The organism is Hydrogenobacter sp. T-2, assembly GCF_033971325.1.
Taxonomy (GTDB): domain Bacteria; phylum Aquificota; class Aquificia; order Aquificales; family Aquificaceae; genus Pampinifervens; species Pampinifervens diazotrophicum.
This window is the reverse complement of the sequence record NZ_CP117180.1, coordinates 285237-306926: the sequence shown is the minus strand read 5'-3', so window position 1 is coordinate 306926 and position 21690 is coordinate 285237. Positions and strand designations below refer to the sequence as shown.

Annotated in this window: 36 protein-coding genes; 33 read left to right on the top strand and 3 right to left on the bottom strand. The window is 43.8% G+C overall.

Annotated features, from left to right (window positions below):
• Window positions 1-11: 11 nt before the first annotated feature.
• The 8 genes from IAE16_RS01800 to IAE16_RS01765 are packed head-to-tail and all read left to right on the top strand — an operon-like array spanning window position 12 to window position 5232.
• Window positions 12-257, top strand: coding sequence for a hypothetical protein (locus IAE16_RS01800; RefSeq protein ID WP_323701000.1), 246 nt, complete (start codon window positions 12-14; stop codon window positions 255-257).
• Between the two features lie 36 nt (window positions 258-293).
• Window positions 294-779 (top strand): OmpH/Skp family outer membrane protein, encoded by a 486-nt coding sequence (locus IAE16_RS01795; protein ID WP_323700999.1) that lies wholly within the window; start codon window positions 294-296, stop codon window positions 777-779.
• Complete coding sequence (gene lpxD, locus IAE16_RS01790; RefSeq protein WP_323700998.1) at window positions 776-1774, top strand: UDP-3-O-(3-hydroxymyristoyl)glucosamine N-acyltransferase; 999 nt, start codon at window positions 776-778, stop codon at window positions 1772-1774. Before IAE16_RS01795 ends, lpxD begins: the two co-directional genes overlap by 4 nt.
• Window positions 1746-2588, top strand: coding sequence for an MqnA/MqnD/SBP family protein (locus tag IAE16_RS01785; protein WP_323700997.1), 843 nt, complete (start codon window positions 1746-1748; stop codon window positions 2586-2588). The genes lpxD and IAE16_RS01785 overlap by 29 nt, the downstream gene beginning before the upstream one ends.
• Window positions 2588-3058 carry an NADH-quinone oxidoreductase subunit NuoE family protein gene (locus tag IAE16_RS01780; RefSeq protein ID WP_323700996.1) on the top strand — a complete coding sequence of 157 codons (471 nt, stop codon included), beginning with the start codon at window positions 2588-2590 and terminating at the stop codon, window positions 3056-3058. The genes IAE16_RS01785 and IAE16_RS01780 overlap by 1 nt, the downstream gene beginning before the upstream one ends.
• On the top strand, window positions 3033-4310 hold the full coding sequence (locus tag IAE16_RS01775) for a complex I 51 kDa subunit family protein (protein WP_323700995.1): 1278 nt from the start codon (window positions 3033-3035) through the stop codon (window positions 4308-4310). Before IAE16_RS01780 ends, IAE16_RS01775 begins: the two co-directional genes overlap by 26 nt.
• Window positions 4307-4546: a hypothetical protein gene (locus IAE16_RS01770; RefSeq protein ID WP_323700994.1), complete on the top strand. Its 240-nt coding sequence runs from the start codon at window positions 4307-4309 to the stop codon at window positions 4544-4546. Before IAE16_RS01775 ends, IAE16_RS01770 begins: the two co-directional genes overlap by 4 nt.
• Complete coding sequence (locus IAE16_RS01765) at window positions 4543-5232, top strand: uracil-DNA glycosylase (protein WP_323700993.1); 690 nt, start codon at window positions 4543-4545, stop codon at window positions 5230-5232. Before IAE16_RS01770 ends, IAE16_RS01765 begins: the two co-directional genes overlap by 4 nt.
• Here the strand turns inward: IAE16_RS01765 and IAE16_RS01760 are convergent.
• Window positions 5218-6408, bottom strand: coding sequence for a TRC40/GET3/ArsA family transport-energizing ATPase (locus IAE16_RS01760; RefSeq protein WP_323700992.1), 1191 nt, complete (start codon window positions 6406-6408; stop codon window positions 5218-5220). The genes IAE16_RS01765 and IAE16_RS01760 overlap by 15 nt on opposite strands.
• 182 nt (window positions 6409-6590) lie before the next feature.
• Between IAE16_RS01760 and rplN the strand changes: the two genes are divergently transcribed.
• Genes rplN through IAE16_RS01635 form a run of 25 tightly spaced genes read left to right on the top strand, consistent with a single transcriptional unit; the run spans window position 6591 to window position 19846 of the window.
• The gene (gene rplN / locus IAE16_RS01755; RefSeq protein ID WP_323700991.1) at window positions 6591-6956 is read left to right on the top strand and encodes a 50S ribosomal protein L14; all 366 of its coding nucleotides are present in this window, start codon (window positions 6591-6593) and stop codon (window positions 6954-6956) included.
• Window positions 6956-7312, top strand: coding sequence for a 50S ribosomal protein L24 (rplX, locus tag IAE16_RS01750; protein WP_323700990.1), 357 nt, complete (start codon window positions 6956-6958; stop codon window positions 7310-7312). The genes rplN and rplX overlap by 1 nt, the downstream gene beginning before the upstream one ends.
• Window positions 7309-7878: a 50S ribosomal protein L5 gene (gene rplE, locus IAE16_RS01745; RefSeq protein ID WP_323700989.1), complete on the top strand. Its 570-nt coding sequence runs from the start codon at window positions 7309-7311 to the stop codon at window positions 7876-7878. Before rplX ends, rplE begins: the two co-directional genes overlap by 4 nt.
• A gap of 1 nt (window position 7879) precedes the next feature.
• The gene (locus IAE16_RS01740) at window positions 7880-8068 is read left to right on the top strand and encodes a type Z 30S ribosomal protein S14 (protein WP_323700988.1); all 189 of its coding nucleotides are present in this window, start codon (window positions 7880-7882) and stop codon (window positions 8066-8068) included.
• 11 nt (window positions 8069-8079) lie between these two features.
• Window positions 8080-8484 (top strand): 30S ribosomal protein S8, encoded by a 405-nt coding sequence (gene rpsH / locus IAE16_RS01735; protein WP_323700987.1) that lies wholly within the window; start codon window positions 8080-8082, stop codon window positions 8482-8484.
• Between the two features lie 9 nt (window positions 8485-8493).
• Window positions 8494-9048, top strand: a complete 555-nt coding sequence (gene rplF / locus IAE16_RS01730; RefSeq protein WP_323700986.1) for a 50S ribosomal protein L6 — start codon at window positions 8494-8496, stop codon at window positions 9046-9048.
• A gap of 11 nt (window positions 9049-9059) precedes the next feature.
• On the top strand, window positions 9060-9437 hold the full coding sequence (gene rplR / locus IAE16_RS01725) for a 50S ribosomal protein L18 (protein ID WP_323700985.1): 378 nt from the start codon (window positions 9060-9062) through the stop codon (window positions 9435-9437).
• An 11-nt stretch (window positions 9438-9448) separates the two neighbouring features.
• On the top strand, window positions 9449-10036 hold the full coding sequence (gene rpsE, locus IAE16_RS01720) for a 30S ribosomal protein S5 (RefSeq protein ID WP_323700984.1): 588 nt from the start codon (window positions 9449-9451) through the stop codon (window positions 10034-10036).
• Window positions 10037-10047: 11 nt separating this feature from the next.
• On the top strand, window positions 10048-10233 hold the full coding sequence (gene rpmD / locus IAE16_RS01715; RefSeq protein ID WP_323700982.1) for a 50S ribosomal protein L30: 186 nt from the start codon (window positions 10048-10050) through the stop codon (window positions 10231-10233).
• Entirely contained in the window at window positions 10230-10676 is a 447-nt protein-coding gene (rplO, locus tag IAE16_RS01710) for a 50S ribosomal protein L15 (protein WP_323700980.1), read from the top strand. Before rpmD ends, rplO begins: the two co-directional genes overlap by 4 nt.
• Window positions 10673-11968, top strand: coding sequence for a preprotein translocase subunit SecY (gene secY, locus IAE16_RS01705; protein ID WP_323700979.1), 1296 nt, complete (start codon window positions 10673-10675; stop codon window positions 11966-11968). Before rplO ends, secY begins: the two co-directional genes overlap by 4 nt.
• Entirely contained in the window at window positions 11965-12606 is a 642-nt protein-coding gene (locus IAE16_RS01700; protein ID WP_323700977.1) for an adenylate kinase, read from the top strand. Before secY ends, IAE16_RS01700 begins: the two co-directional genes overlap by 4 nt.
• Window positions 12596-13387, top strand: a complete 792-nt coding sequence (gene map / locus IAE16_RS01695; protein ID WP_323700976.1) for a type I methionyl aminopeptidase — start codon at window positions 12596-12598, stop codon at window positions 13385-13387. Before IAE16_RS01700 ends, map begins: the two co-directional genes overlap by 11 nt.
• Entirely contained in the window at window positions 13380-13619 is a 240-nt protein-coding gene (infA, locus tag IAE16_RS01690) for a translation initiation factor IF-1 (protein ID WP_173833229.1), read from the top strand. The genes map and infA overlap by 8 nt, the downstream gene beginning before the upstream one ends.
• Before the next feature lie 37 nt (window positions 13620-13656).
• Window positions 13657-13773: a 50S ribosomal protein L36 gene (gene rpmJ, locus IAE16_RS01685; RefSeq protein WP_323700975.1), complete on the top strand. Its 117-nt coding sequence runs from the start codon at window positions 13657-13659 to the stop codon at window positions 13771-13773.
• Window positions 13774-13784: 11 nt separating this feature from the next.
• Complete coding sequence (gene rpsM, locus IAE16_RS01680; protein WP_323700974.1) at window positions 13785-14165, top strand: 30S ribosomal protein S13; 381 nt, start codon at window positions 13785-13787, stop codon at window positions 14163-14165.
• Between the two features lie 11 nt (window positions 14166-14176).
• On the top strand, window positions 14177-14566 hold the full coding sequence (rpsK, locus tag IAE16_RS01675; protein ID WP_323700973.1) for a 30S ribosomal protein S11: 390 nt from the start codon (window positions 14177-14179) through the stop codon (window positions 14564-14566).
• 3 nt (window positions 14567-14569) lie between these two features.
• On the top strand, window positions 14570-15199 hold the full coding sequence (rpsD, locus tag IAE16_RS01670) for a 30S ribosomal protein S4 (RefSeq protein ID WP_323700972.1): 630 nt from the start codon (window positions 14570-14572) through the stop codon (window positions 15197-15199).
• 13 nt (window positions 15200-15212) lie between these two features.
• Window positions 15213-16166 (top strand): DNA-directed RNA polymerase subunit alpha, encoded by a 954-nt coding sequence (locus IAE16_RS01665; RefSeq protein WP_323700971.1) that lies wholly within the window; start codon window positions 15213-15215, stop codon window positions 16164-16166.
• A gap of 5 nt (window positions 16167-16171) precedes the next feature.
• Entirely contained in the window at window positions 16172-16528 is a 357-nt protein-coding gene (gene rplQ / locus IAE16_RS01660) for a 50S ribosomal protein L17 (protein WP_323700970.1), read from the top strand.
• Window positions 16525-16764 carry a YggT family protein gene (locus tag IAE16_RS01655; RefSeq protein ID WP_323700969.1) on the top strand — a complete coding sequence of 80 codons (240 nt, stop codon included), beginning with the start codon at window positions 16525-16527 and terminating at the stop codon, window positions 16762-16764. Before rplQ ends, IAE16_RS01655 begins: the two co-directional genes overlap by 4 nt.
• Entirely contained in the window at window positions 16761-17537 is a 777-nt protein-coding gene (locus IAE16_RS01650) for a TlyA family RNA methyltransferase (RefSeq protein ID WP_323700968.1), read from the top strand. The genes IAE16_RS01655 and IAE16_RS01650 overlap by 4 nt, the downstream gene beginning before the upstream one ends.
• 10 nt (window positions 17538-17547) lie before the next feature.
• Complete coding sequence (locus IAE16_RS01645) at window positions 17548-17916, top strand: hypothetical protein (RefSeq protein ID WP_323700967.1); 369 nt, start codon at window positions 17548-17550, stop codon at window positions 17914-17916.
• Window positions 17892-18140 carry a hypothetical protein gene (locus IAE16_RS01640; RefSeq protein ID WP_323700966.1) on the top strand — a complete coding sequence of 83 codons (249 nt, stop codon included), beginning with the start codon at window positions 17892-17894 and terminating at the stop codon, window positions 18138-18140. The genes IAE16_RS01645 and IAE16_RS01640 overlap by 25 nt, the downstream gene beginning before the upstream one ends.
• Window positions 18140-19846 carry an oxygen-binding di-iron domain-containing protein gene (locus IAE16_RS01635; RefSeq protein WP_323700965.1) on the top strand — a complete coding sequence of 569 codons (1707 nt, stop codon included), beginning with the start codon at window positions 18140-18142 and terminating at the stop codon, window positions 19844-19846. Before IAE16_RS01640 ends, IAE16_RS01635 begins: the two co-directional genes overlap by 1 nt.
• Here IAE16_RS01635 and lepB read toward each other — a convergent pair.
• Both lepB and rlmN read right to left on the bottom strand, forming a co-directional pair.
• Window positions 19836-20519: a signal peptidase I gene (lepB, locus tag IAE16_RS01630; protein ID WP_323700964.1), complete on the bottom strand. Its 684-nt coding sequence runs from the start codon at window positions 20517-20519 to the stop codon at window positions 19836-19838. The genes IAE16_RS01635 and lepB overlap by 11 nt on opposite strands.
• Before the next feature lie 4 nt (window positions 20520-20523).
• Window positions 20524-21567, bottom strand: coding sequence for a dual-specificity RNA methyltransferase RlmN (gene rlmN / locus IAE16_RS01625; RefSeq protein ID WP_323700963.1), 1044 nt, complete (start codon window positions 21565-21567; stop codon window positions 20524-20526).
• Window positions 21568-21690: the final 123 nt, after the last annotated feature.

Genomic DNA, 21690 nt, shown 5'->3' with positions numbered 1-21690 from the left:
GGAGATGAGTCATGAGGTATATGGAGCTCACTCCAGACTTGTATACGGGCATAAAGGATATGGACGATCAGCATCAAGGCATAGTGGACAGGATAAACACTCTTGCGAACCTTTTTACCAAACTGGGTGAGGAGATGCAGGATAAAAAGCAGACAAGACAAGCCTTAGCAATACTTACAGGATGGCTTTATGGACATGTGGGTAGAGTTGACAAGAGATACGGAGAGTTTCATTTAAAACTTCACACGCCTGTCTAATTTAGTGGTATGCTTTTTAGTAAGGAGGTTATGGTTATGAAAAAAGCTCTTCTTGTAGTTGCCCTCTTTTCTGGTTTTAGCTTTGCCCAGCAAAAGTTTGCTTGTATTGACCCAAATAGGATTCTTTCAGAATCCCAGCTTGTAAAAGGGAAGGAATCCCAGCTAAGAGCCAAAGTGGAAGAGTATCAAAAACAGCTTGACCAGATAAACAAGAGGCTTGAAGACCTTCGAAAACAGATAGAAAGCAGGGGAATAGCTCAAAATGTAAGAGAACAGAGGATAAGAGAATATCAGAGGGTGGAAGCTGAAGGAATAGAACTACAGCAAAAGGCACAAAGAGAAATTGCGGAGATGAGGGAAAAGTTAGAAGGAGACATAGTATCAACAGTAAGGAAAATATCCGAAGACATAGCAAAGAGAGAAGGCTTTACGGGGGTTATTGACTGCACTGTATTCATATACATGTCTGCGGAGATAGACATAACTGCGGAGGTAATCCAAAGGTTAGATCAGCAAAAATGAAGCTCATAGACCTTGCAAAGCTTTTAGAGGGTGAAGTTGTTGGAAACCCTCATATGGAGGTAGAGGGTATATCATCACCAGAAAATCCAAAAAAGGGGACGCCTGTCTTTCTGCAAGATGTAAAGGTTTTGGAGAATTTAAAGGGTATGCAAATAGTCCCAGTGGTAACTCAGAACATTGACTTTCCCACATACATAAGGGTTAAAAACGTGAGGCTTGCCCTTGCACGCTTTTTGTCTCACTTCTACCCAGAGAGACATCCCTCTGGCATATCCGATAAGGCTTACATAGAAGAGGGTGTAAAGATAGGGAAGGATGTGTATGTGGCACCCTTCGTTTATTTGGGAAAGAATGTGGTGCTTGAGGATGGGGTAAAGGTTTATCCCTTTTGCTACATAGGGGAAGGTGTGAGGATAGGTAAAAACAGCGTGCTTTTCAGCGGAGTTCACGTGTATCCTTACTGCGTGATAGGTGAAGGTGTGAGGATTCATAGCGGTTCTGTTATAGGTGCGGATGGTTTTGGCTACTATGTGGGTCCAGAGGGCATCTTCAAGCTAAACCACGTAGGCAGGGTGGTCATCCAAGACAATGTGGAGATAGGTGCAAACACTTGCGTAGATAGGGCTCTTATAGACCAGACGGTGATAGGCGAAAATACCAAGATAGATAACTTGGTGCAGGTAGGACACAATTGCAAGATAGGTGAGAGTAACCTTATAGTGTCTCAAGTAGGGCTTTCTGGCAGTGTAAGGACGGGCAAGGGAGTAATCTTGGCAGGGCAGGTAGGCGTGGCAGACCATGTGGAAATAGGAGATGGGGCTATTGTATCTGCAAAGGCTGGGGTGTCAAAGAGCCTTGAAGGTGGCAAGGTTTACGGAGGGGCTATTTCAGCTATGGAGTGGTCCAAATGGAAAAGGATTTATGCCTATATTTTAAAACTTCCAGAGCTCTTTAAGGAGAAAAGACATGAGGATAAGGATAGCTCACAGTCCTGATTCAGATGATGCCTTTATGTTTTATGCCTTAACCGCAGGCAAGATAGATACGGAGGGTCTTCAGATAGAGCATGTGCTTGCGGACATAGAAACCCTCAATAGGGAAGCCCTGAAGGGAACTTATGAGGTCTCCGCTATATCCTTTCACGCCTATCCTTATGTGGCACACAGATATCTGGTGCTACCCAGTGGTGGAAGCGTGGGAGAAGGCTACGGACCTATAGTGGTCGCCAAGGAGGATTTAGAAGACTTAAAGGGCAAAAGGGTCGCAATTCCAGGAAGGCTTACCACTGCATATCTTGTCCTAAAGCTCTACGAACTAGACTTTGAGGAAGTCCTTTTCCCCTTTGACAAGGTCTTAGATGCTGTGGTTGATGGTATAGTGGACGCAGGGCTTGTTATACATGAGGGACAGCTAAGCTATCAAGATAGAGGGCTAAAAAAGGTTGTTGACCTGGGTCAATGGTGGATGGAGAAGACCAATCTTGTGCTTCCTCTTGGTGGCAATATCATAAGAAAAGACCTCGGTGTTGAGATAATAAGGAAGATGGAGAGGCTAATGAGAAGGAGTATAGAGTATGCATTACAGCATAGGGAAGAAGCCCTAAGCTTTGCCAGAGAGTATGCAAGGGATATAAAAGAAGACACAGAAAGAACCAACAGGTTTGTAAGCATGTATGTAAACCACAGAACCTTAGATTATGGAGAAGATGGCAGGCGTGCGGTAAGACTTTTGCTACAGATGGGAATAGAAGGGAATATAATAGAAGCTAATATGCCAGAGGTTATATTCAGCGACGAGGTGAAAGACTGATGGGTGTCTTGCCACAGGAACTAATGGAAAAGCTAAGGGAACATGTGGAGTATTTTCCAAGAAAGGAACAGGCTGTGTTGCTTTGTCTCCACGAAGTCCAAGACCACTACGGACATATACCCTTTTTTGCCTTGGAGGAAGTGGCAAAACTCTTGGAAGTGCCACTAAGCCACGTGGAAAATGTGGTTTCCTTCTACGATATGTTTGACAGGGGAGAACCTGCAAGACATAGGATAAGGGTTTGTGTAAGCGTTGTGTGTAATCTTATGAACTCTAACAAGGTGCTAAATGCCTTAAGGGAGCTACTTGGCATCTCCTTAGGTGAGACCACAAGGGATGGAAGGTTTAAATTAATAGGGGTGCAATGCATAGGTGCATGTTCAGAAGCACCTTGTTTCATGGTGGATAACGACGCCTATAAATTTGAGTCAAAGGAGAAGCTCCATGAGGTCCTATCCCGTTATACCTGAAATATACGCAGAGACAGCATTGAACCTTTTGTTGAAAAGGGCTAAAAAGCCCAAAGTTCATACAATAGAGGAGTATATCAAAGACGGTGGCTATCAGGCATTGGAAAAAGCCCTTAACATGAAGCCTGAGGAGATAATAGACTGGGTGGACAAAAGCCAGCTCAGGGGCAGAGGAGGTGCAGGCTTTCCCACGGGTAGAAAGTGGAAGTTTGCGGTTCAAAACCCAGCACCGAGGTATCTCATATGCAATGCGGATGAATCCGAACCTGGGACCTTTAAAGACAGAATACTCATAGAGAGAGACACGCATCTTCTTATAGAGGGAATGATAATATCCGCATATGCCATAGGGGCGAATGAGGCTTTCATATACATAAGGGGTGAGTATCCTGCGGGATACTATATCCTCAGGGATGCCATAGAGGAGGCAAAGAAGAAGGGTTTTCTTGGGAAAAACATACTTGGCTCTGGCTTTGACCTTGAGATTTATGTGGCAAGAGGTGCAGGTGCCTACATATGCGGAGAAGAGAGTGCACTCATTGAATCTCTTGAAGGTAAGAGAGGCTTTCCAAGGATAAAACCACCCTTTCCTGTCCAATATGGTCTTTGGGGAAGACCTACTGTGGTAAACAACGTGGAAACCCTTTGCAACATTCCTCTCATAGTGGGTATGGGTTGGGAAGAGTATCGCTACATAGGACCAAGCGACTATCCGGGTCCCAAGCTCTTTCCTGTAAGTGGAAAAGTGAAAAAGCCGGGGGTTTACGAACTTCCCATGAACACCACCCTCAGAGAGGTCATCTTCAAGTATGCGGGAGGAACTATTGGAAACAGGAAGGTTAAAGCGGTATTTTCTGGAGCCCTTGACTGTTTTTCCGCAGAGGAGTTAGACACACCCATGGACTACTCGCCCTTTGGCTTTGGCGGGACGGGAACGGTTATAGTTTTGACAGAAGAAGATGACATAGTCCAAACTTGTCTATGGGTAGCAGAGTTCTATGCTCATGAGAGCTGTGGTCAATGCACGCCCTGTAGAGTTGGCACTCGCGAGCAGGCTAATCTACTTGAGAGAATACTGCACCATGAAGCTGACGAAGGAGAATGGGTAGGCTTTGAGTTTGTGAACTCACACATACAGCCCACTTCTATCTGCGGTCTTGGTGCAGTTGCAGGTAGACTAATTCGTCAAGCTATGCAGAAGTTTCCACAAGAGTGGGAGAAATATAGAAAGCAAGTAAAATTAGGAGTATGAGGCTTTTTCTCTTGTCTTTCTTTGCGGTTTACCTTGCTTACGCTTCAGAAGGGCAAAAGTGCGAAAGCAATCCTCTAAAGGATAAGGAATACTGTAGATATTTTTGGAGTATATGCAAAAATCTTGGTTTAAAGAGGCTTGATGGTATAAGAAGCTGTTTAGAAAAGAGCCAAAGTTATGAAGAAGGCGTAAAGTGCTTTGAAAGGTCTTGGCTTGAAGATCTCTTTAAAAGATGAAGACCTTGAAGCATACCATAAGGTCTCTTATAGAAATTGGCTTTGACGCTTTGTATATAGAAAAAGAAGCTCTGCAAAGTCAGGTAGAGCCTTCACAAAAGGTCAAAGAACCTACTCAGAGCAAAGAAGAAATCTTGAAGGCTTTGTATAGAAAACTTGAGGAAGAGAGAAAGTGCATCCTCTACGAGGGGGCAAGCGGTTATGTCTTTGGGGAAGGGAATCCCTATTCGCCTGTGGTATTTGTAGGCGAAGCGCCGGGAGAAGAAGAAGACCAACAGAAAAGACCCTTTGTGGGTAGAGCGGGAAGGTATTTAAATCAAAAACTCCAAGAGGTAGGTCTAAGGCGAGAGGAGGTATACATAACCAACGTGGTAAAGTCCAGACCACCCGGCAACAGAAAGCCTACCCCAAAAGAAATGCAGACCTGCCTGCCCTATCTCAGAAAGGAGATAGAGATAATAAACCCAAAGCTGATAGTTTGTCTTGGTGCAACAGCCATTGAGGGAATATTGGGAAAATCTCTTTCCATAACCAAACACAGAGGTCAATTTCTTGAATATCCTTACGACAGAAAAATAAAGGTCTTCCTTACCTATCATCCCGCTTACATCCTTAGAAATCCCGGTGGAGAAAAGGAGTTTGTGGCGGACCTAAGGAGGATAAAGGAATTTCTAAGTAGCCTTTGAGAGAAAGACCTTCAAATAGCCTTCCTCAATCTTTGCACCCACTGGCTCGTAGTCTTTGAGCTTTCTTGGTAGGAGTATGTGGCTCTTAAAGTTTTTCCACCGGATAACTATCTCGCCTTCACTTTTAAGAACAGATAGACCGTCCTTTGTTAAGAAGGGTGCTTTGAGTTTTACCATATAATCTCCATTTTGCTCTATAAACTCGTAGGGCTTTTCCTTGTGGAAAACTCTTATAGGGTCTGTGTCGCCGTATATTAGGTCTGAAAGAACCTTTAACTTCTCCTCACCAACCACTTCATCCTCCATAAGAGGGACCTTGAAAACTGGCACTGGGTAAAAAAGGGCTTGCATATCCTCAAGATGTTTTTTCTGTGTTAGCACCCATTTTGAAAAGTGCTCGCAGTCTTCCACAAAAGGTGGTAAGACCTTGTTGACCACAACCGCATCCACGTTTACTCCAAACAGGTTAAAATACATAAAAGCTCTCTGGCTTTCTTTGAGAACCATCTTTTCTGGGTTTGCCACAAGCCTCACAGAGGTTATGTCAGGATCAACAAGAAGCTCGTCCACTCCCTTTAGCTTTTCGTAGAAGTTCTCAAGGGCTTTGAAGTATTCGTCATCGGGTATGGGGACATCGGTAAGGCGTCTCGCTACAGGTCTTGCCACTTTGAGTATGGTTCTCTCCACATTAAATATCTTTCTCATATACCACTTAAGCACTGTGGGCATGGACACAAAGCGTAGGGATTCGCCAGTGGGTGGAAGGTCAAGCACCAAAGCGTCAAACTCTCCATCTCTGTAGTATTTGTTAACATACAGAAGGCTGGTGACCTCTTCCATACCCGGCAGTATGGCAAGCTCCTCGGATACTACTTGGTCAAGCCCGGTGGTGTTGAAAAGAAGCTCCAAAAACCTGTAGACATCTCCCCAATATCTGTCCAATTCTTCTTGTATGTCTATTTCCTGTATGTAGAGCTTTTCAGATATCCTTATGGGCAATCCCTTCGCCTTGGTCTTTTCCTCTTCTGGAATATCAAAGGCATCTCCGAGGCTGTGAGCCGGGTCAAGAGAAACCACTATGGTCTTGTAGCCAAGATTTGATAGCCTGTAGGCAGTGGCTGCAGAAATCGTGGTCTTGCCTACTCCGCCTTTGCCGGAAAAGAGTATAACTCTCATGGCTTAAAAAGTATAATGCTTGGCAGAAATCTTTTGAGCTTTTTCTTAGCTACTCACCTTTTTATTTTACCTCTTGACAAAGAGATAATGCTTAGGTTAAAATGGTTAGCCTTGACTGGAAGTCCCACAAATAGGGACTAACCTGTGTTATAATTTATAGCTTGTTGTAGAGGTGAATAGTCATGATACAAAGGCAAGGTTATGCGAATGTTGCAGATAACTCGGGAGCTAAAAAGGTTCAGATAATAGGCATACCCTATGCACCCAGAGACTATGCCACCGTGGGTGATGTGGTTACTGTTACCGTAAAGATTGCAGCACCCAATAGCCCTGCAAAGAAGGGTAAGGTATACAGGGCTGTGGTGGTAAGGACAAAAAAGGAAGTGAGGCGTCCAGATGGTAGCTATATAAAGTTTGATGACAATGCGGTGGTTCTTCTCAATCAATACGGAGAGCCTCTTGGCACTCGTATACTTGGGCCCATTGCAAGAGAGGTCAGAAACAGGGGCTTTACCAAATTGGCATCTCTTGCTCCGGAGGTAGTGTGATGGCTCAGAGAATAAAGAAGGGTGATACAGTGGTTGTCCTGAGAGGAAAGGAAAAGGGCAAAACGGGAGAGGTTATAAGGATTCTCAGAGAAGAAAACAGGGTTATAGTAAAGGACGTTAACCTTGTAAAAAAACACATAAAGGAGATACCCAACGTGAGAGAGGGTGGAATATACGAAATGGAAGCTCCTATACATATTAGCAATGTAATGCTCATCTGTCCCAAGTGTGAAAAACCCACAAGGGTTGGAATAAGGACAGTGGTAGAAGGCGATACTATAAGGAAATACAGATATTGCAAGAAGTGTAATGAAAACATAGACCTCATAAGAGAAAAAGCGAGGGTTAGAGCATGAGCGTGGAAACTAAGTATGTCCCAAGACTTTATAACAAGTATAAGGATGAGGTCGTTCCCCAGCTTGTGAACCGCTTTGGCTACAAAAACCCAATGGAAGTGCCAAGGATAGTTAAGGTGGTGGTCAACATGGGTGTAGGTGAGGCAGTTGGCGATATAAAACAGCTTGAAAAAGCAATGGAAGACCTCAGGGCGATAACCGGTCAACATCCCACAGTCAGAAGGGCAAAGAAGTCCGAGGCAGGTTTTAAGCTCAGAAAGGGTATGCCTGTGGGTCTTAAGGTGACCCTTAGAAAGGAAAGGATGTGGGACTTTTTGGATAAACTAATATGTGTTGCACTGCCAAGGGTGAAGGACTTTAAGGGTCTTAACCCCAGGTCCTTTGATGGGAGAGGAAACTACGCCTTCGGTATTGCGGAGCAGATAGTCTTTCCGGAGATAGACTACGAAAAGGTGGATGCCATAAGGGGCATGGATGTTATAATCCATACCACTGCAGAAACAGACGAGGAAGCCTTCTGGCTTTTGTCCCTGCTGGGGCTTCCCATAAGGAGTGTAGGAGGTTAATATGGCAAGAAAGGCAAAGGTTGCAAAGGATGTTCTTCATTTTCCCAAGTATGAGGTAAGGCAGAAAAATAGATGCCCTATATGTGGCAGACCGAGAGGTTTTATAAGACAGTTTGGCATGTGTAGGCTTTGCTTTAGAGAGCTCGCCCTCAGGGGTGAAATTCCAGGTATTAGAAAAGCAAGTTGGTAAGGAGGTAGAAGATGGACCCAGTAGCAGACATGTTTTCTGCGATAAAAAACGCCATAGGGAGAAGGATGGATTATGTAGATGTGTCCTCTTCAAAACTAAAGGAGTCCATATTGGACCTTCTCAAAAAAGAGGGCTACATAAGAGACTGGGAAAGGATGGAAGAAGGCAAAAAGGGCACTCAGTATACCTTAAGGATTCACCTCAAATACCTTGACCCTAAAAAGGAAAGGAATGCCATATCTGAACTTCAGAAGGTTTCTAAGCCAGGAAGGAGGATATACACTCCAAAGCATAGGATTCCTTATGTGCAGAGGGGTTTTGGTATAGCCATCCTCTCCACCGATGCTGGTCTTATAACAGACCACGATGCCAGAAAACTCGGCAAGGGTGGAGAGATAATAGCCTATGTATGGTGAGGTGCAAACATGTCAAGGATAGGTAAAAAACCCATTGAAATTCCTCAGGGAGTTAAGGTAAGCCTTCAAAATGGAGAGCTAAGGGTGGAAGGACCAAAGGGTAAGCTCTCCATGAGAGTTCATCCAGACATAAAAGTAAATCTTGAAAGCAACACTATAAGGGTAGAAAGACCCACAGACCAACCCTTTCATAGGGCAATGCATGGGACCACAGCGGCACTTATAAGGAACATGATAAAGGGAGTTACCGAAGGCTTTACTAAGGTACTTGAGGTGGTAGGGCTCGGTTATAGGGCTGCGGTCAAGGGTAATAACTTAGAACTTAGCCTTGGGCTCTCTCATCCTGTGGTGTACCAAATACCTTCAGATGTGAAAATAGAGGTGAAGGAAAACAAGATATACGTCAGTGGAATAGACAAGGACAGGGTTGGTCAGGTGTGTGCTCAGATAAGAGCCTTTAGAAAACCTAACGTATACAAGGGTAAGGGTATAAGATACGAAGGTGAGGTGCTCAGACTTAAGGCAGGTAAGTCCGCTGGAAAGGGCAAGGGTGGTAAGAAGTAAGGAGGTAAACTATGGCAAAGTTAAGCAGACATGAAAAGAGGGAAAGAAGACACAAAAGGATAAGAAAGAAGATCGTAGGGACTCCAGAAAGACCGAGGCTCAGTGTATACAGAAGCGTAAATGCCTTTTATGCGCAGATAATAGACGATTCTAATGGTCAGTCAAAAACCTTAGTTTCCGCCTCTTCCGTTGACCCTGAATTTGTCCAGCTTGCGGGTAAGAGGGGTGGAAAGTCCATAGAGGATGTGCAAAAGGTTGCAGAGCTTCTTGTCAAAAGGGCAACAGAAAGGGGCATAAGAAAAGTGGTCTTTGACAGAGGTGGTTTCCTTTACCACGGAAAGATAAAAGCTTTTGCAGATAAATGTAGAGAACTTGGTTTTGAATTCTAAAGGAGGAAAAGATGGGTGGTGTGTCTATTGAAAGTTTAATCGACAGGAAAAGGAAAGAGCAAGGTATAGCAGAGCTTGAAGACCAGCTCCAGATAGAAGAAAGACTAATTTATGCAAAGAGAACCACAAGAGTCACAAAGGGTGGAAAGAGGTTTTCTTTTAGTGCTCTGGTGATAGTGGGCGACAAGAGAGGTTTTGTGGGTTTTGGACTTGGAAAGGCAAGAGAAGTGCCAATAGCCATAGCCAAAGCTATAGAAGACGGAAGAAAGCACATAATAAGAGTGCCAATAGAAAACGGCACTGTCCCACATGACGCGATAGGGCATTATGGTCCTACCATGATAAAGGTTATACCCGCAAGGCGTGGAACAGGTATAGTGGCTGGTGGTGCTGCAAAACCCATCTTTGAATTAGCAGGCTATACGGATGTGCTTACCAAGCTACAAGGAAGCACAAACCCCAACAACGTGGTAAGAGCAGTCTTTGACGCTCTCCTTAAACTTAGGTCTATGGAAGAAGTGGCAAGAGAGCGGGGAATAGACTCGGAGGTTCTGAAAAAGCGTTACAACATTTACGCAAGAGATCTGCGTATTCCATAAGGAGGCATAGCATGGCAAAGCTTAGAGTAAAGCTTGTTAGAGGTCTTGCGGGGAAGTCTGAGGCTCAAATAAAAGCGGTAAAGAGCCTTGGGCTTAAGAAGTTGGGTCAAGAAGTGTTGCTTGAGGACAACCCCATGGTAAGGGGGAACATATGCAAAGCGGTTCATCTTCTTCAGGTAGAGGAGGTAAAGGAATGAAACTGCACGAGCTCACACCCAATGAAGGAGCGGTAAAGGAGAAAAGAAGAGTAGGAAGAGGTATAGGCTCTGGACTTGGTAAGACCTGCGGGAAGGGACACAAGGGTCAAAAGACAAGGTCTGGGGATAGAAGGCTTCCCTCATGGTTTGAGGGTGGTCAGACACCACTCCACAAGAGAGTGCCAAAGAGAGGCTTCAGACCCATAAACAGGGTGGAGTATGCGGTAGTAAACCTGAAAACCCTTGAAAGATACTTTGAGGCAGGTCAAGAAGTGAGCCCAGAGACCCTTCTCCAAAAGGGGCTTGTAAGGAAGGGCATGCCCGTCAAAGTTCTGGGAGATGGCGAGCTCACAAAGCCTCTCAGGGTAAGGGCTCACGCCTTTTCAGGCTCCGCAAGGCAGAAGATTGAATCCCTCGGTGGAACCTGCGAGGAGATAAGGTGATAGAGTATATAAAACAGCTATTTTCCCTTGAGGACTTTAAAAAGAGGCTATTTTATACCCTATTTATGTTAGCCATATATAGGTTTGGCAGTCATATACCACTGCCTGGCATAGATACCAACGCACTTCAGGAATTCTTTAAGAGCTTTGAGGGAACACTCTTTTACCTTTATGATATCTTCTCGGGGGGAAACCTAAGCAGGATGACCCTTTTTGCACTCGGAGTTATGCCTTACATATCCGCCTCTATAATGATGCAACTTCTTACCGTGGCTGTGCCAGAGCTACAAAGGCTCGCAAAAGAAGAAGGAGACTACGGAAGGTATAAGATAAACCAATACACAAGGTATTTGACCCTCTTTGTTGCCTTCGTGCAGTCCATAGGTATTGCGGTATGGCTTCAGGGTCAAGTATCTCCAAGAGGAACTCCCATAGTGCCGGATACAGGAATTCTCTTCTCCATAACCACCATAATAGCCCTTGTCTCTTCCACCATGTTTCTTGTATGGGTGGGTGATAGGATAACCGAAAAAGGCATTGGCAATGGCATGTCCTTGCTTATCTTTGCGGGTATAGTGGCAGGCTTTCCCAGTGCTGGTATAAGGATTTGGGACATGCTGAGGAACGGAGATATTTCACCCTTTGCCTTTGTGGGTGCTATACTTTTTATCTTGGCTGTGGTTGTTGGTATCGTATTCATCCAAGAGGCAGAAAGAAGGATACCAATCCAATATCCAAGAAGACAGGTAGGAAGACAAGAAATTGTTGGCTCTTCAAGTTATCTTCCTATAAAGATAAACCCCGCAGGTGTTATACCCATAATCTTTGCCCAATCCCTTCTTATAATACCCTCAACCATTTTAGGCTTTATGCAAAATCCTATCGCAAGAGCCCTACATGATGCCTTTAATCCAACCACCCTGCCTTACAACATACTCTATATTGCTTTTATAATCTTCTTCACCTATTTCTATACCGCAGTGCTTATAAACCCCGTGGATGTGGCGGACAATTTAAGAAAGGGAGGTGCTTTTATCCCGGGTGTTAGACCCGGTCAAGACACGCAGAAATACCTTGAATATATAGTTAACAGGCTTGCCCTAGTGGGTGCTATTTTCCTCAGTGTGGTGGCAGTTGTGCCAATCTTTGTGAGCCTCTGGCTTAATGTGCCTTTCTACTTTGGAGGGACCACTGCCCTTATAGTGGTGGGTGTTGCCCTTGATACCATAAACAAACTTGAAGCCCAGCTCCTTCAACAAAGGTATAACAAATACAGGAGGAAGGTGAAGTGATAGTGGTCTTTTTGGGACCTCCTGGGTCTGGCAAAGGGACGCAGGCAAAAAAGCTCTCTCAAGAGTTGAACCTCTCGCACATATCCACAGGAGACCTGCTAAGGGAAGCGGTGAAAAAGCAAACTCCTCTTGGACTAAAGGCAAAGGAATATATGGATAGAGGCGAGCTTGTGCCAGATAGCCTTATGATAGCACTCATAGAAGAGGTCATGCCAAAGGAGGGTGGTTTTATACTGGATGGCTTTCCAAGGACTGTGCCACAAGCCCTCGTCCTTGAGGATATGCTTAATAGACACGGTAGGAATTTAGATAAGGTTTTCCTTTTTGACCTTTCTGAGGAGGTAGTGGTAGAGAGGCTCTCTGGAAGGCTCACATGCTCTCAGTGCGGTGCGGTATACCACAAGAAATACAACCCACCAAAGCAAGAGGGTATATGCGACCTGTGCGGTGGAAAGCTCATCCAAAGAGAGGATGACAAGGAGGAGGTCATAAGGAAGAGGTATAGGGTATATGCGGAGCAGACAAAACCTCTCATTGAATTCTATCAAGAAAGGAATAAATTAACAAGACTGGACGCAGAGCAAGATATACAGGAAGTAAACAGGAAGCTCTTAGAGGTGTTAAAGAATGGCGGTTGAGCTATACTCCTTTAAGGAGATTGAAAGGATAAAGAAGGCCTGTGATGTGGTGGTTGAGGTTTTGCAGGTGGTTGCAAAGGCGGTAAGACCAGGCATATCCACCTACGAGCTTGACCAGATAGCAAGGGAGGAAGCCAAAAAACGAGGTGCAAAGCCTGCCTTTCTCAACTACAAGCCACCCTTTAGCGATGAGAAGTTCCCAGCCAGCCTGTGTGTCTCTGTAAACGAAGCGGTGGTTCACGGCTTGCCAAAGAGAGAGCAGATAATAAAAGAAGGGGACATTGTGAGCTTGGACTTCGGAGCTTATGCGGAGGGTTATGCAGGTGACTCAGCTCTTACTGTGGCGGTAGGAGAAATAAGTAAGGAAAAGGAAATGCTTATGAAAGCAACAAGGGAAGCCCTTGAGGAGGCGGTCAAGGTATGTGTGCCTGGCAACTGGGTCTCAGACATAGTGGAAGCTATCCACAAAGTGGCAAAGAAGTATGGTGTATATCCTCTTAAAAACCTCGGTGGTCACGGCATAGGTAGAAGGGTGCACGAAGACCCCTTTATACCGAACCATCCTGAAACATTAAAGAGGGAAAAAAAAGACTACAAACTAAGGCAAGGTATGGTGGTGGCTATTGAACCCATGCTTTCTCTTGGAACGGAGGAGATATCCCACGATGGCGATCGCTGGACAGTAATAACTGCAGACAGAAGTCCTGCGGCACACTACGAGTATGTGGTTGCTATAACAAAACAAGGACCAATAGTGTTGACGGAGTTCAAGGATGGCTAAAAAGAAGGGAGAAGAAAAACAAAAGGAAAAGGGTATAGTGCTTGAGGGTGAGGTCTTGGAAGCTCTGCCCAATGCCATGTTTAGGGTAAAGTTAGAGACAGGGCACGAAGTGCTTGCACACGTATCTGGTAAGATGAGAATACACTTCATCAGGATATTACCCGGCGATAAGGTAAAGGTGGAGCTATCTCCTTATGACCTCACGAGAGGAAGGATAGTATACAGAGGATGATTTTGTGCTATAATTTTTAGCTTACAAGGAGGCAAGTATGAAGGTAAAACCCTCTGTTAAGCCCATATGTGATAAGTGTAAGGTGATAAGGAGAAAGGGAAGAGTTATGGTCATATGTGAAAACCCAAAGCATAAACAAAGACAGGGCAGTTAAGGAGGTAAAAGATGGCAAGGATAGCTGGTGTAGACCTTCCTGACGGCAAGAAGTTAGAAGTAGCCCTCACATACCTTTACGGTATAGGTTGGGCAAGGGCAAAGGAGATATGTGAAAAAACTGGCATACCGGGCACAAAAAGGCTTGGAGAGCTAACGCCAGAAGAGCTAAACACCATAAGAAAGTTTATAGAGCAAAGCTATACCGTGGAAGGCGACCTTAGAAGAGAAGTTCAGATGAATATTAAGAAACTCGTAGATATGGGATGTTATAGAGGCATGAGGCATGTGAAGGGTCTACCCGTAAGAGGTCAACAGACAAAGACCAACTCAAGAACCAGAAAGGGTAAGAGAAAAACTGTGGGTGGGACAAAGAAAAAGATAGTAAAGTAAGGAGGTAATTGATGGCAAGAAGACAACAACAACCTAAAAAGCAAAAAAAGACCGTAACGGAAGGCATAGTTCACATACTTAGCACTTTCAACAATACCATAGTAAGCATAACAGACAAACAGGGCAACCTTCTCGTTTGGGAAAGCGGTGGCACTGTAGGTTTTAAGGGAACAAGAAAGAGCACGCCCTACGCAGCACAGCTTGCAGCACAAAAGGCAGCAAAAAGAGCGGTGCAGGAGTATGGACTTCAGGAAGCGGAGGTTAGGGTAAAAGGAGCAGGTGCAGGAAGAGAGTCCGCACTGAGAGCCATATACGCCGCTGGTATAAAGATAAAGTCAATAAGGGATATAACACCCATACCCCACAACGGATGCAGACCACCAGCCAAGAGGAGGGTTTAAGGCATGGGTAGGTATATAGGACCTCAGGTAAAGATTGACAGAAAACTCGGTGCGGTTGTTTCAGGCAAAAAGAGCGCACCAAAAACCTTAGCCAGAAGGAACTTTCCACCCGGTCAGCATGGAAGGATAAAAGGTAGAAGAAAAAAGCTCACAGAATACGGCATAAGGCTTATGGAAAAGCAAAAACTTAAATTCCTCTACGGAGGTCTAAGGGAAAAACAGTTCAAGAGATACTTTGATGAAGCATCTCGCTCCAAAGGAAACACTGGACAAGTGCTTCTTCAGCTACTGGAAAGAAGGCTTGATAATGTGGTCTACAGGTTGGGTTTTGCTAGTACCAGAAGACAGGCAAGGCAGTGGATAGTGCACGGACACTTTTTGGTAAACGGTAGAAAAGTGGACATACCCTCTTACAGGGTTGAGGTGGGAGACATAATAGAGTTAAAACCTTCTTCAAGAGACATACCACAGATCCTGGAAAACCTGCAAAACATAGACCCAAGAAGCATACCACCTTGGCTTGAATTAGACAAGGAGAACTTTAGAGGAAAGGTTGTAGACCTACCAAGGGAAATTCAGTTAGAGGTCCCTATAAATCTCCAATACATAATAGAGTTCTACTCAAGGGTTTAAGGAGGTTCAAAGTATGCTTAGAGAATTTCTTTTTCCTTCAAAGGTCTACTGGGAAGAAAGAACAAAGACCTACGGTCGTTTTGTTGCAGAGCCCTTAGAAAGAGGGTTTGGTATAACTATAGGAAATTCTCTTAGAAGGACACTGCTTTCTTCCATACAAGGGGTTGCCCTAACTGCTGTAAAGATATACGGTGTTTATCATGAGTTTTCCTCTATTGAGGGCGTTCAGGAAGATACCCTTGAAATCATAGCAAACCTTAAAAGGGTGAGGTTTAAACTCCACGAGTCTGATGTGGAAGTTCTTTACTTGAAAAAAAGGGGAGAGGGTGCAGTTTACGCAAGGGATATAAGCCTTCCTCCCAGTGTAGAGATAGTAAACCCTGACCAAAAGATACTCACTATAACAAGCCCGGATAAGGAGATAAACATAGAGCTAAGGATAGAAAGAGGTTTTGGTTATGTGCCTACTGAGGAAATGGAGGTTCTCGGAGAGGTTGGATGGATACTGGTGGATGCGGACTTTTCACCAGTTCGCCAAGTTGCCTTTAGGGTGGAAAAAACAAGAGTAGAAAAAAGGAGCGACTACGATAGGCTTATAATGGAAGTTTACACAGATGGCACAAGAACACCTGACGAGATTATAAAGGAAGCGGTAGGTCTAATAGTGAAAAACTTCACACTTCTTGAAAACATATCCTTTGAAGTGCCAGTTGTAGAAGAGCCTGTTGGCATGGTAGAGGAGTTTGTAGAGAAGCTCAGTCTTCCTATAGAAGAGCTCGACGTTTCCCAAAGGGCACTCAATTCTATAAAGAGGATGGGTATATCCACCATAGGAGACTTGGTAAGGCTCACAGAGGAAGACCTAAAGGGGACAAAGAACGTGGGCAGGAAGGCGATAAACGAGATTAAAGAAGCCCTCAAACAGATGGGACTTCATTTAGGCATGGACATGGAAAGTAGGAGGTAAAGGAGATGAGGCACAGGGTAAAGAAAAAACACTTTGATAGAACAAAAGAGCAAAGGCTTGCACTTTATAGGTCTCTTGCAAGAGCACTCATAATGGAAGAAAGAATAGAGACCTCACTTCAGAAGGCTAAGGCGGTAAGACCGTTTGTGGAAAAGCTTATAAACCTCGGCAAGAAGGGAGACCTATCTTCTAGAAGGCTTGCCCTTTCTCTCCTGCCTGACAGAAGAGTAGTTAAAAGGCTCTTTGAGGATGTGGCTCCAAGGTTTGAAAACAGGAACGGAGGTTACACAAGGATAATAAGACTGCCTGAAAGAAGAAAAGGCGACGGGTGCGAGCTTGCTATCCTTGAGCTTGTAGAATGATAAAGGGAATTTTATCGCTCCTCATAAACCTACTTATACTCCTGATTTTTATACATGCAATAGGTTCATGGATACCCAAGGTTAGAGAAAGCAAGTTATACGAAGTATTAGACAGCCTTATATCGCCCATTCTTAACCCTATAAGGAGGGTTCTTCCGTCAACTGGAGGGTTTGACTTCTCTCCTCTCGTCCTTCTTTTTATACTCTACCTCATAAAGCATCTTCTTAGACTTTGAGGCTTGACCAGTATCTGGTTGAGAAGTGCTATGTCTCCAGTAGAGAAAAAGCTCAAGCCATAATAATGGCGGGGCTTGTGTATGTGGACGGTAAACCTATTACAAAGCCAGGGACGAAGATAAAAGAAGGGCAGACTATAGAGCTCAAAGAACCTCCTAAGTATGTATCCAGAGGTGGTTATAAGTTAGAGTGGGCTATCCAAAGGTTCGGGCTTGATGTAAAAGACCTGATAGCACTTGATGTTGGTTCTTCTACCGGTGGTTTTACCCAGTGTCTTCTTATGCATGGTGCAAAAAAGGTGTATGCGGTGGACGTGGGAAAGGGTCAAATGGACCCAAAGCTAAGATCAGACCCAAGAGTAGTGCTTTATGAGAAAACGGATGCAAGAGAGCTTACAGACAAGCATGTACCAGAGTCTGTAGACCTCATAGTGATGGATGTCTCCTTCATATCAACAACAAAGTTAATTCCCCACGTGATAAAATTCCTAAAGGAGGAAGGAGTTTTGTTAGTGTTAGTAAAGCCACAGTTTGAAGTTGGTCCTGAGAAAGCAAGAAAAGGAATAGTTAGAGAAGAAGAGGAGAAAAAAAAGGCCGTGCTAAAGGTTGCAGACTTCTTAATTTCCTTGGGTTTTAATATAGCTGGGGTAGTAAAGTCAAAACCAAAGGGAGCGAAAGGCAACGAAGAGTTTTTTCTCCTCTCGGGCAAGCACCTAAAAGCCTTAGAAAACATGGAGGAGGTTGTAGAAGGTGCACTCAAGGAAGTTGTTTGAAGAGAACTGCATGCAGGGAAAAGTTGGATTGTTTCCTTTTACCACGGAAAACCTCATGAGGATAGGTCTTGCACTGTGCACTTACATTAAAATAAGCAAGAACATTGAAAAACCTAAGATGAAGGTAGATACTCTGAACTTTATTACCCTTTCTGTAGCGGTGGGCTTTATGACAGGTGGCGGAGATGTATACACGCAAGAGGATGGTGATATAATTCTAAGACACACTATTGAGGAAGGTAAGGCAAGGCTATGGATAGAAAACCTACAAGACTATGAGCTTAAAATGGTTGAATCTATACTCTTTAGTAGATATAATATGCCAAGGTCAGAAGGAGAGGAGGTAGGTAATATATGGATACAAAAAAACCCGCTTTAGACCTTTCAGAGGAAACCATTAAAGCTCTCCTGAGTTTTGGTACCGAGGTGGATGAATTTTACAGAAGGTTTAGAGAGCTCAGGCTTCTTGAGGATGATCTATCCTTCCAGTCCGCGCTTTTAAATGTGGAACACGCCTTTTTCATGTTAGTGCAATCAATGAACATACTCAGAGAACAGTTAACGCTCTTAAGAGTAGCAGTTCAAAAAGGGGAGGTTTACTGATGAGTGTTCTCTGCATGCTCTTAGACAAAAAGAAACAATACTTTTCTCTTCTTGCGGACATATTTAACATAACCGGACATAAACTCCTCATAGCCTTTGATGAGGAAAAAGCCTTAGAACTCTTAAAAGTATCAGAGCCTGAGGTAATAATAATGCCTGCGGAGGATCTGGGTTTCTGGTTTAAGCTACTGGAAATTGAAAGATATATAATGCCCATTCTGTTCGTAGGAAGCTATGAAGACGCGGAGACTTTAGCGAAATACGGGCTTAGGGAAGTTAACTACGAGGTTCTTCCTTTCAATCCAATGGAGCTTTTAACCAAATTAGTCAGCCTAAGTAGGGACCCTCAAGATTCAGCATCCCTGTCAATAATAGGTCCTATAAATTTGTTAATTAAACTCTTGCGTAAAGGGGCTACTTCAGCTCTCATAATAGAAGATGAAGAGAAATCCTGCAGCATATACATACATAAGGGCATTATAAAGGGTTGTAGTTGTGGAAAAGAGGAATTGTTTAATTTGATCTCAAAAGATGTCAAAATCAGACTTGATATCTACCAGGAGGGGAAGGCTGTTAATAACTGCATGTATAAGGACAACTGGGAATTTTTCTCCAGTCTCGTCCATGGTTATACCCCACCGCAAACTGTTTCACCACCTGTTTCAAGAGTAGAAGAGACTACCGCTCCAAAGCCTGCTCTTGATTTAAGCCAACCTATAGAAATATCTCATGGGTTCTTCTGGATAGGGTCACCTCAGAGGCATGGGCTAGTTCAAAGGAACGCATACCTGCGTATATACGAAAAGGATAACATAAAAGTCCCAATGCTTATAAACATAGGCACGGTGCAAGATTATGTTCTTATAAGGTCAAAGCTGGAACAAGTGGTTGGCACCATAGAAGCGGTGAAGGCGGTAGTAGTGCTCAGCTCTGGGGTGGATGATTGTTCAGGAATTGTAAGTTTCTTGCAGTCAAACCAAAAGGCCTTTGTGATAACTTCTCTTAGCATTGCTCAGCGATTAAGGGCTCTTGGTATTCCGCAGGCAAGAATAAAGGCTTTTGAAACCTTTCCCAACAAAAGGCTTAGGTTAGCCACTGGAGATGTTCTAAGGTTTATACACTTACCCTTTCTCCCTGAGAGAGGTAGTTTTGCAGTATTGGAGGAAAGCACTGGTTTTCTGTTTACAGGAGGCTTTCTAAGTTCTCTCTGCATTTACGAAGACCTTAAGCCCTTAGAGGATGGAGACCCAGAGGATGTGCTTATATACACAAACCTCATAATACCCTCGCAGGATACCCTTAATAGGTCTCTGAGGCAGGTAAATAAGGAAGAAATAAATGCCATACTACCAATGTTGGGCAACCCAGTATACTCAAAAGACAAAATAAGAGAGATATTTGATAGACTGGAGAGCGGATTTTTAGCTGTTCCTGAGGTTATAGATAGCCAGGTGGTGTTAGAAACCTGCAACAGCATTCTGGCTTATCTTAGAGACACTTTGGAAGCACAGGAATTTCAGAATTTCCTTGAGGAATTGGGTAGCTTTGTGTACATGGAAGACAACAAAATAGTAGAGTCTTTTATAGACCCAGAAAATATACCCTCTCTTATATTAAGCCTCATGTATGCAAAAAATATAACCCCCGCTACTATAAAAAAAGCAATAACACACTTTTATATGGCGGGTGTTTCCATCACCATATAAGTGGCTTGCCTATTCTTTCAAATCTTGGGTTCAGCAGGGCGAGGAAGAGTTGTTTAAAACCAGTAAATATACTTACATCTGTGCTGTCAAGGGGAGGTATATCTCCAGAAAAGTAAATCACAAAAGCCTTCCCCACTATATTTTCCCTTGGCAAAAGCCCCCAGTATCTGCTGTCCTCACTATTGTCTCTGTTATCTCCCATCACAAAGTAGTACCCTTCAGGTATCTTAGCATAATAAACGTCTTTTCTTTGTATAAAAGGGCTTTGGTATAGAGCTATTTTGTGCTTCACCCCATTGGGAAGTGTTTCTTCGTAGATAAGCTTTAGGTTTCCATCCTCCAAAACCTCTCCCACAAATCTCAAGGGCAATTCTTGACCATTTATAGATACACTTTCACCCTTTATCTCGAGAGTATCTCCGGGCATACCTATTATCCTCTTTATGAAGTCTATCTGCGGGTTTATGGGCCACTTGAAAACTACTATATCCCCTCTCTGGGGCTCAGAAATCTTGTAAACGAGCTTGTTTACAAGTATAAAGTCGCCTACGAGAAGGGTGGGCTTCATAGAGCCTGAAGGTATGTTGTAAGCTTGTAGGAGAAAAGCCCTAATAAATAGAACCACTATTATAACTACTATAAGCTCCCTGAGCCATTTAGGAACTGCCTGCACCCTTTTATTTTACCATAAGCTCAAGCCTTTTGCTCCTTAGTTGTCCACAAGCTCCGAAAACCTCAATACCCTTGCTCAGTCTTATAAAGGTGGATATGTTGTATTTCCTTAGCACTTCTTGAAAAGCGTATACACCCTCCATGGATGGTCTTTCAAAGGGGATAGAGGGGTCTGGGTTGTAGGGGATTAGGTTTACCTTAAATTTCCTTCTATAGGGAGCTATGAGTTTGGCTAAGGCTTGTGCCTGTTTGGGTGAGTCATTGAGGTCTTTTATCAAAACATACTCAAGCATTATTCTTCTGTCTGGTGGATAAGGGAATTCTATAAGAGCCTGAAGTATTTCCTCAAGGTTGTTGGTTTTGCTTATGGGCATGAGGGTTTCTCTAAGAGCTTGAGAGGGTGCGTTTATGGAGACCGCAAGGTTTAGCTCTTTCATGAGGGGGTCCTGTGCCATTCTTCTTATCTGAGCTACAAGACCGCTCGTAGATATGCTCACCCTTCTCTTAGAGAGGTCTATGCCCCAGGAGCTTACCATTATCTCCACAGCTTTCCTGACCGCTTCGTAGTTTGCCAAAGGCTCACCCATACCCATAAAGACCACGTTCCTTATCCTGTTTGGTGCCTCTTTCTGCACAAGGAGATACTGGTCAATTATCTCAGAGGTTGTTAGGTTTCTCAAAAGTCCATCTTTTGCAGTGGCACAGAACTTGCAACCCACCGCGCAACCAACTTGAGAGGATACACACAGCGTTAAATGGTCTCTTTCAAATATAAGAACCGTTTCTATGAGATGACCATCCTCAGTCCTGAATATATACTTTACCGAGTCTTCCGCAGGCACTTTACTGACAAGCTCAAGGGTATGCACTTTAAAATGCTCAGAAAGCATGCTCCTGTGTGTCTTTGATAGGTTTGTCATATTTTGGAAGTCTGTTTCAAACTTTTTGTAAACCCAGTCAAGGACCTGACCTGTTCTGTATGGTTCAAGTCCAAGCTCCTTAAAGATATCCCTTAGCTCCGTTAGATTAAAAGAGGTAAGCACACGCATAGTGTATAAATTTATAACCTTGATTGCGATAGTTGTATAATACATATTTAGGGGTAAAATATGAAGAAGGGAGCTTTACTCTTTGGGCTGTTATCAGCATTGTTGAGCTCCTGTACTCCCGCT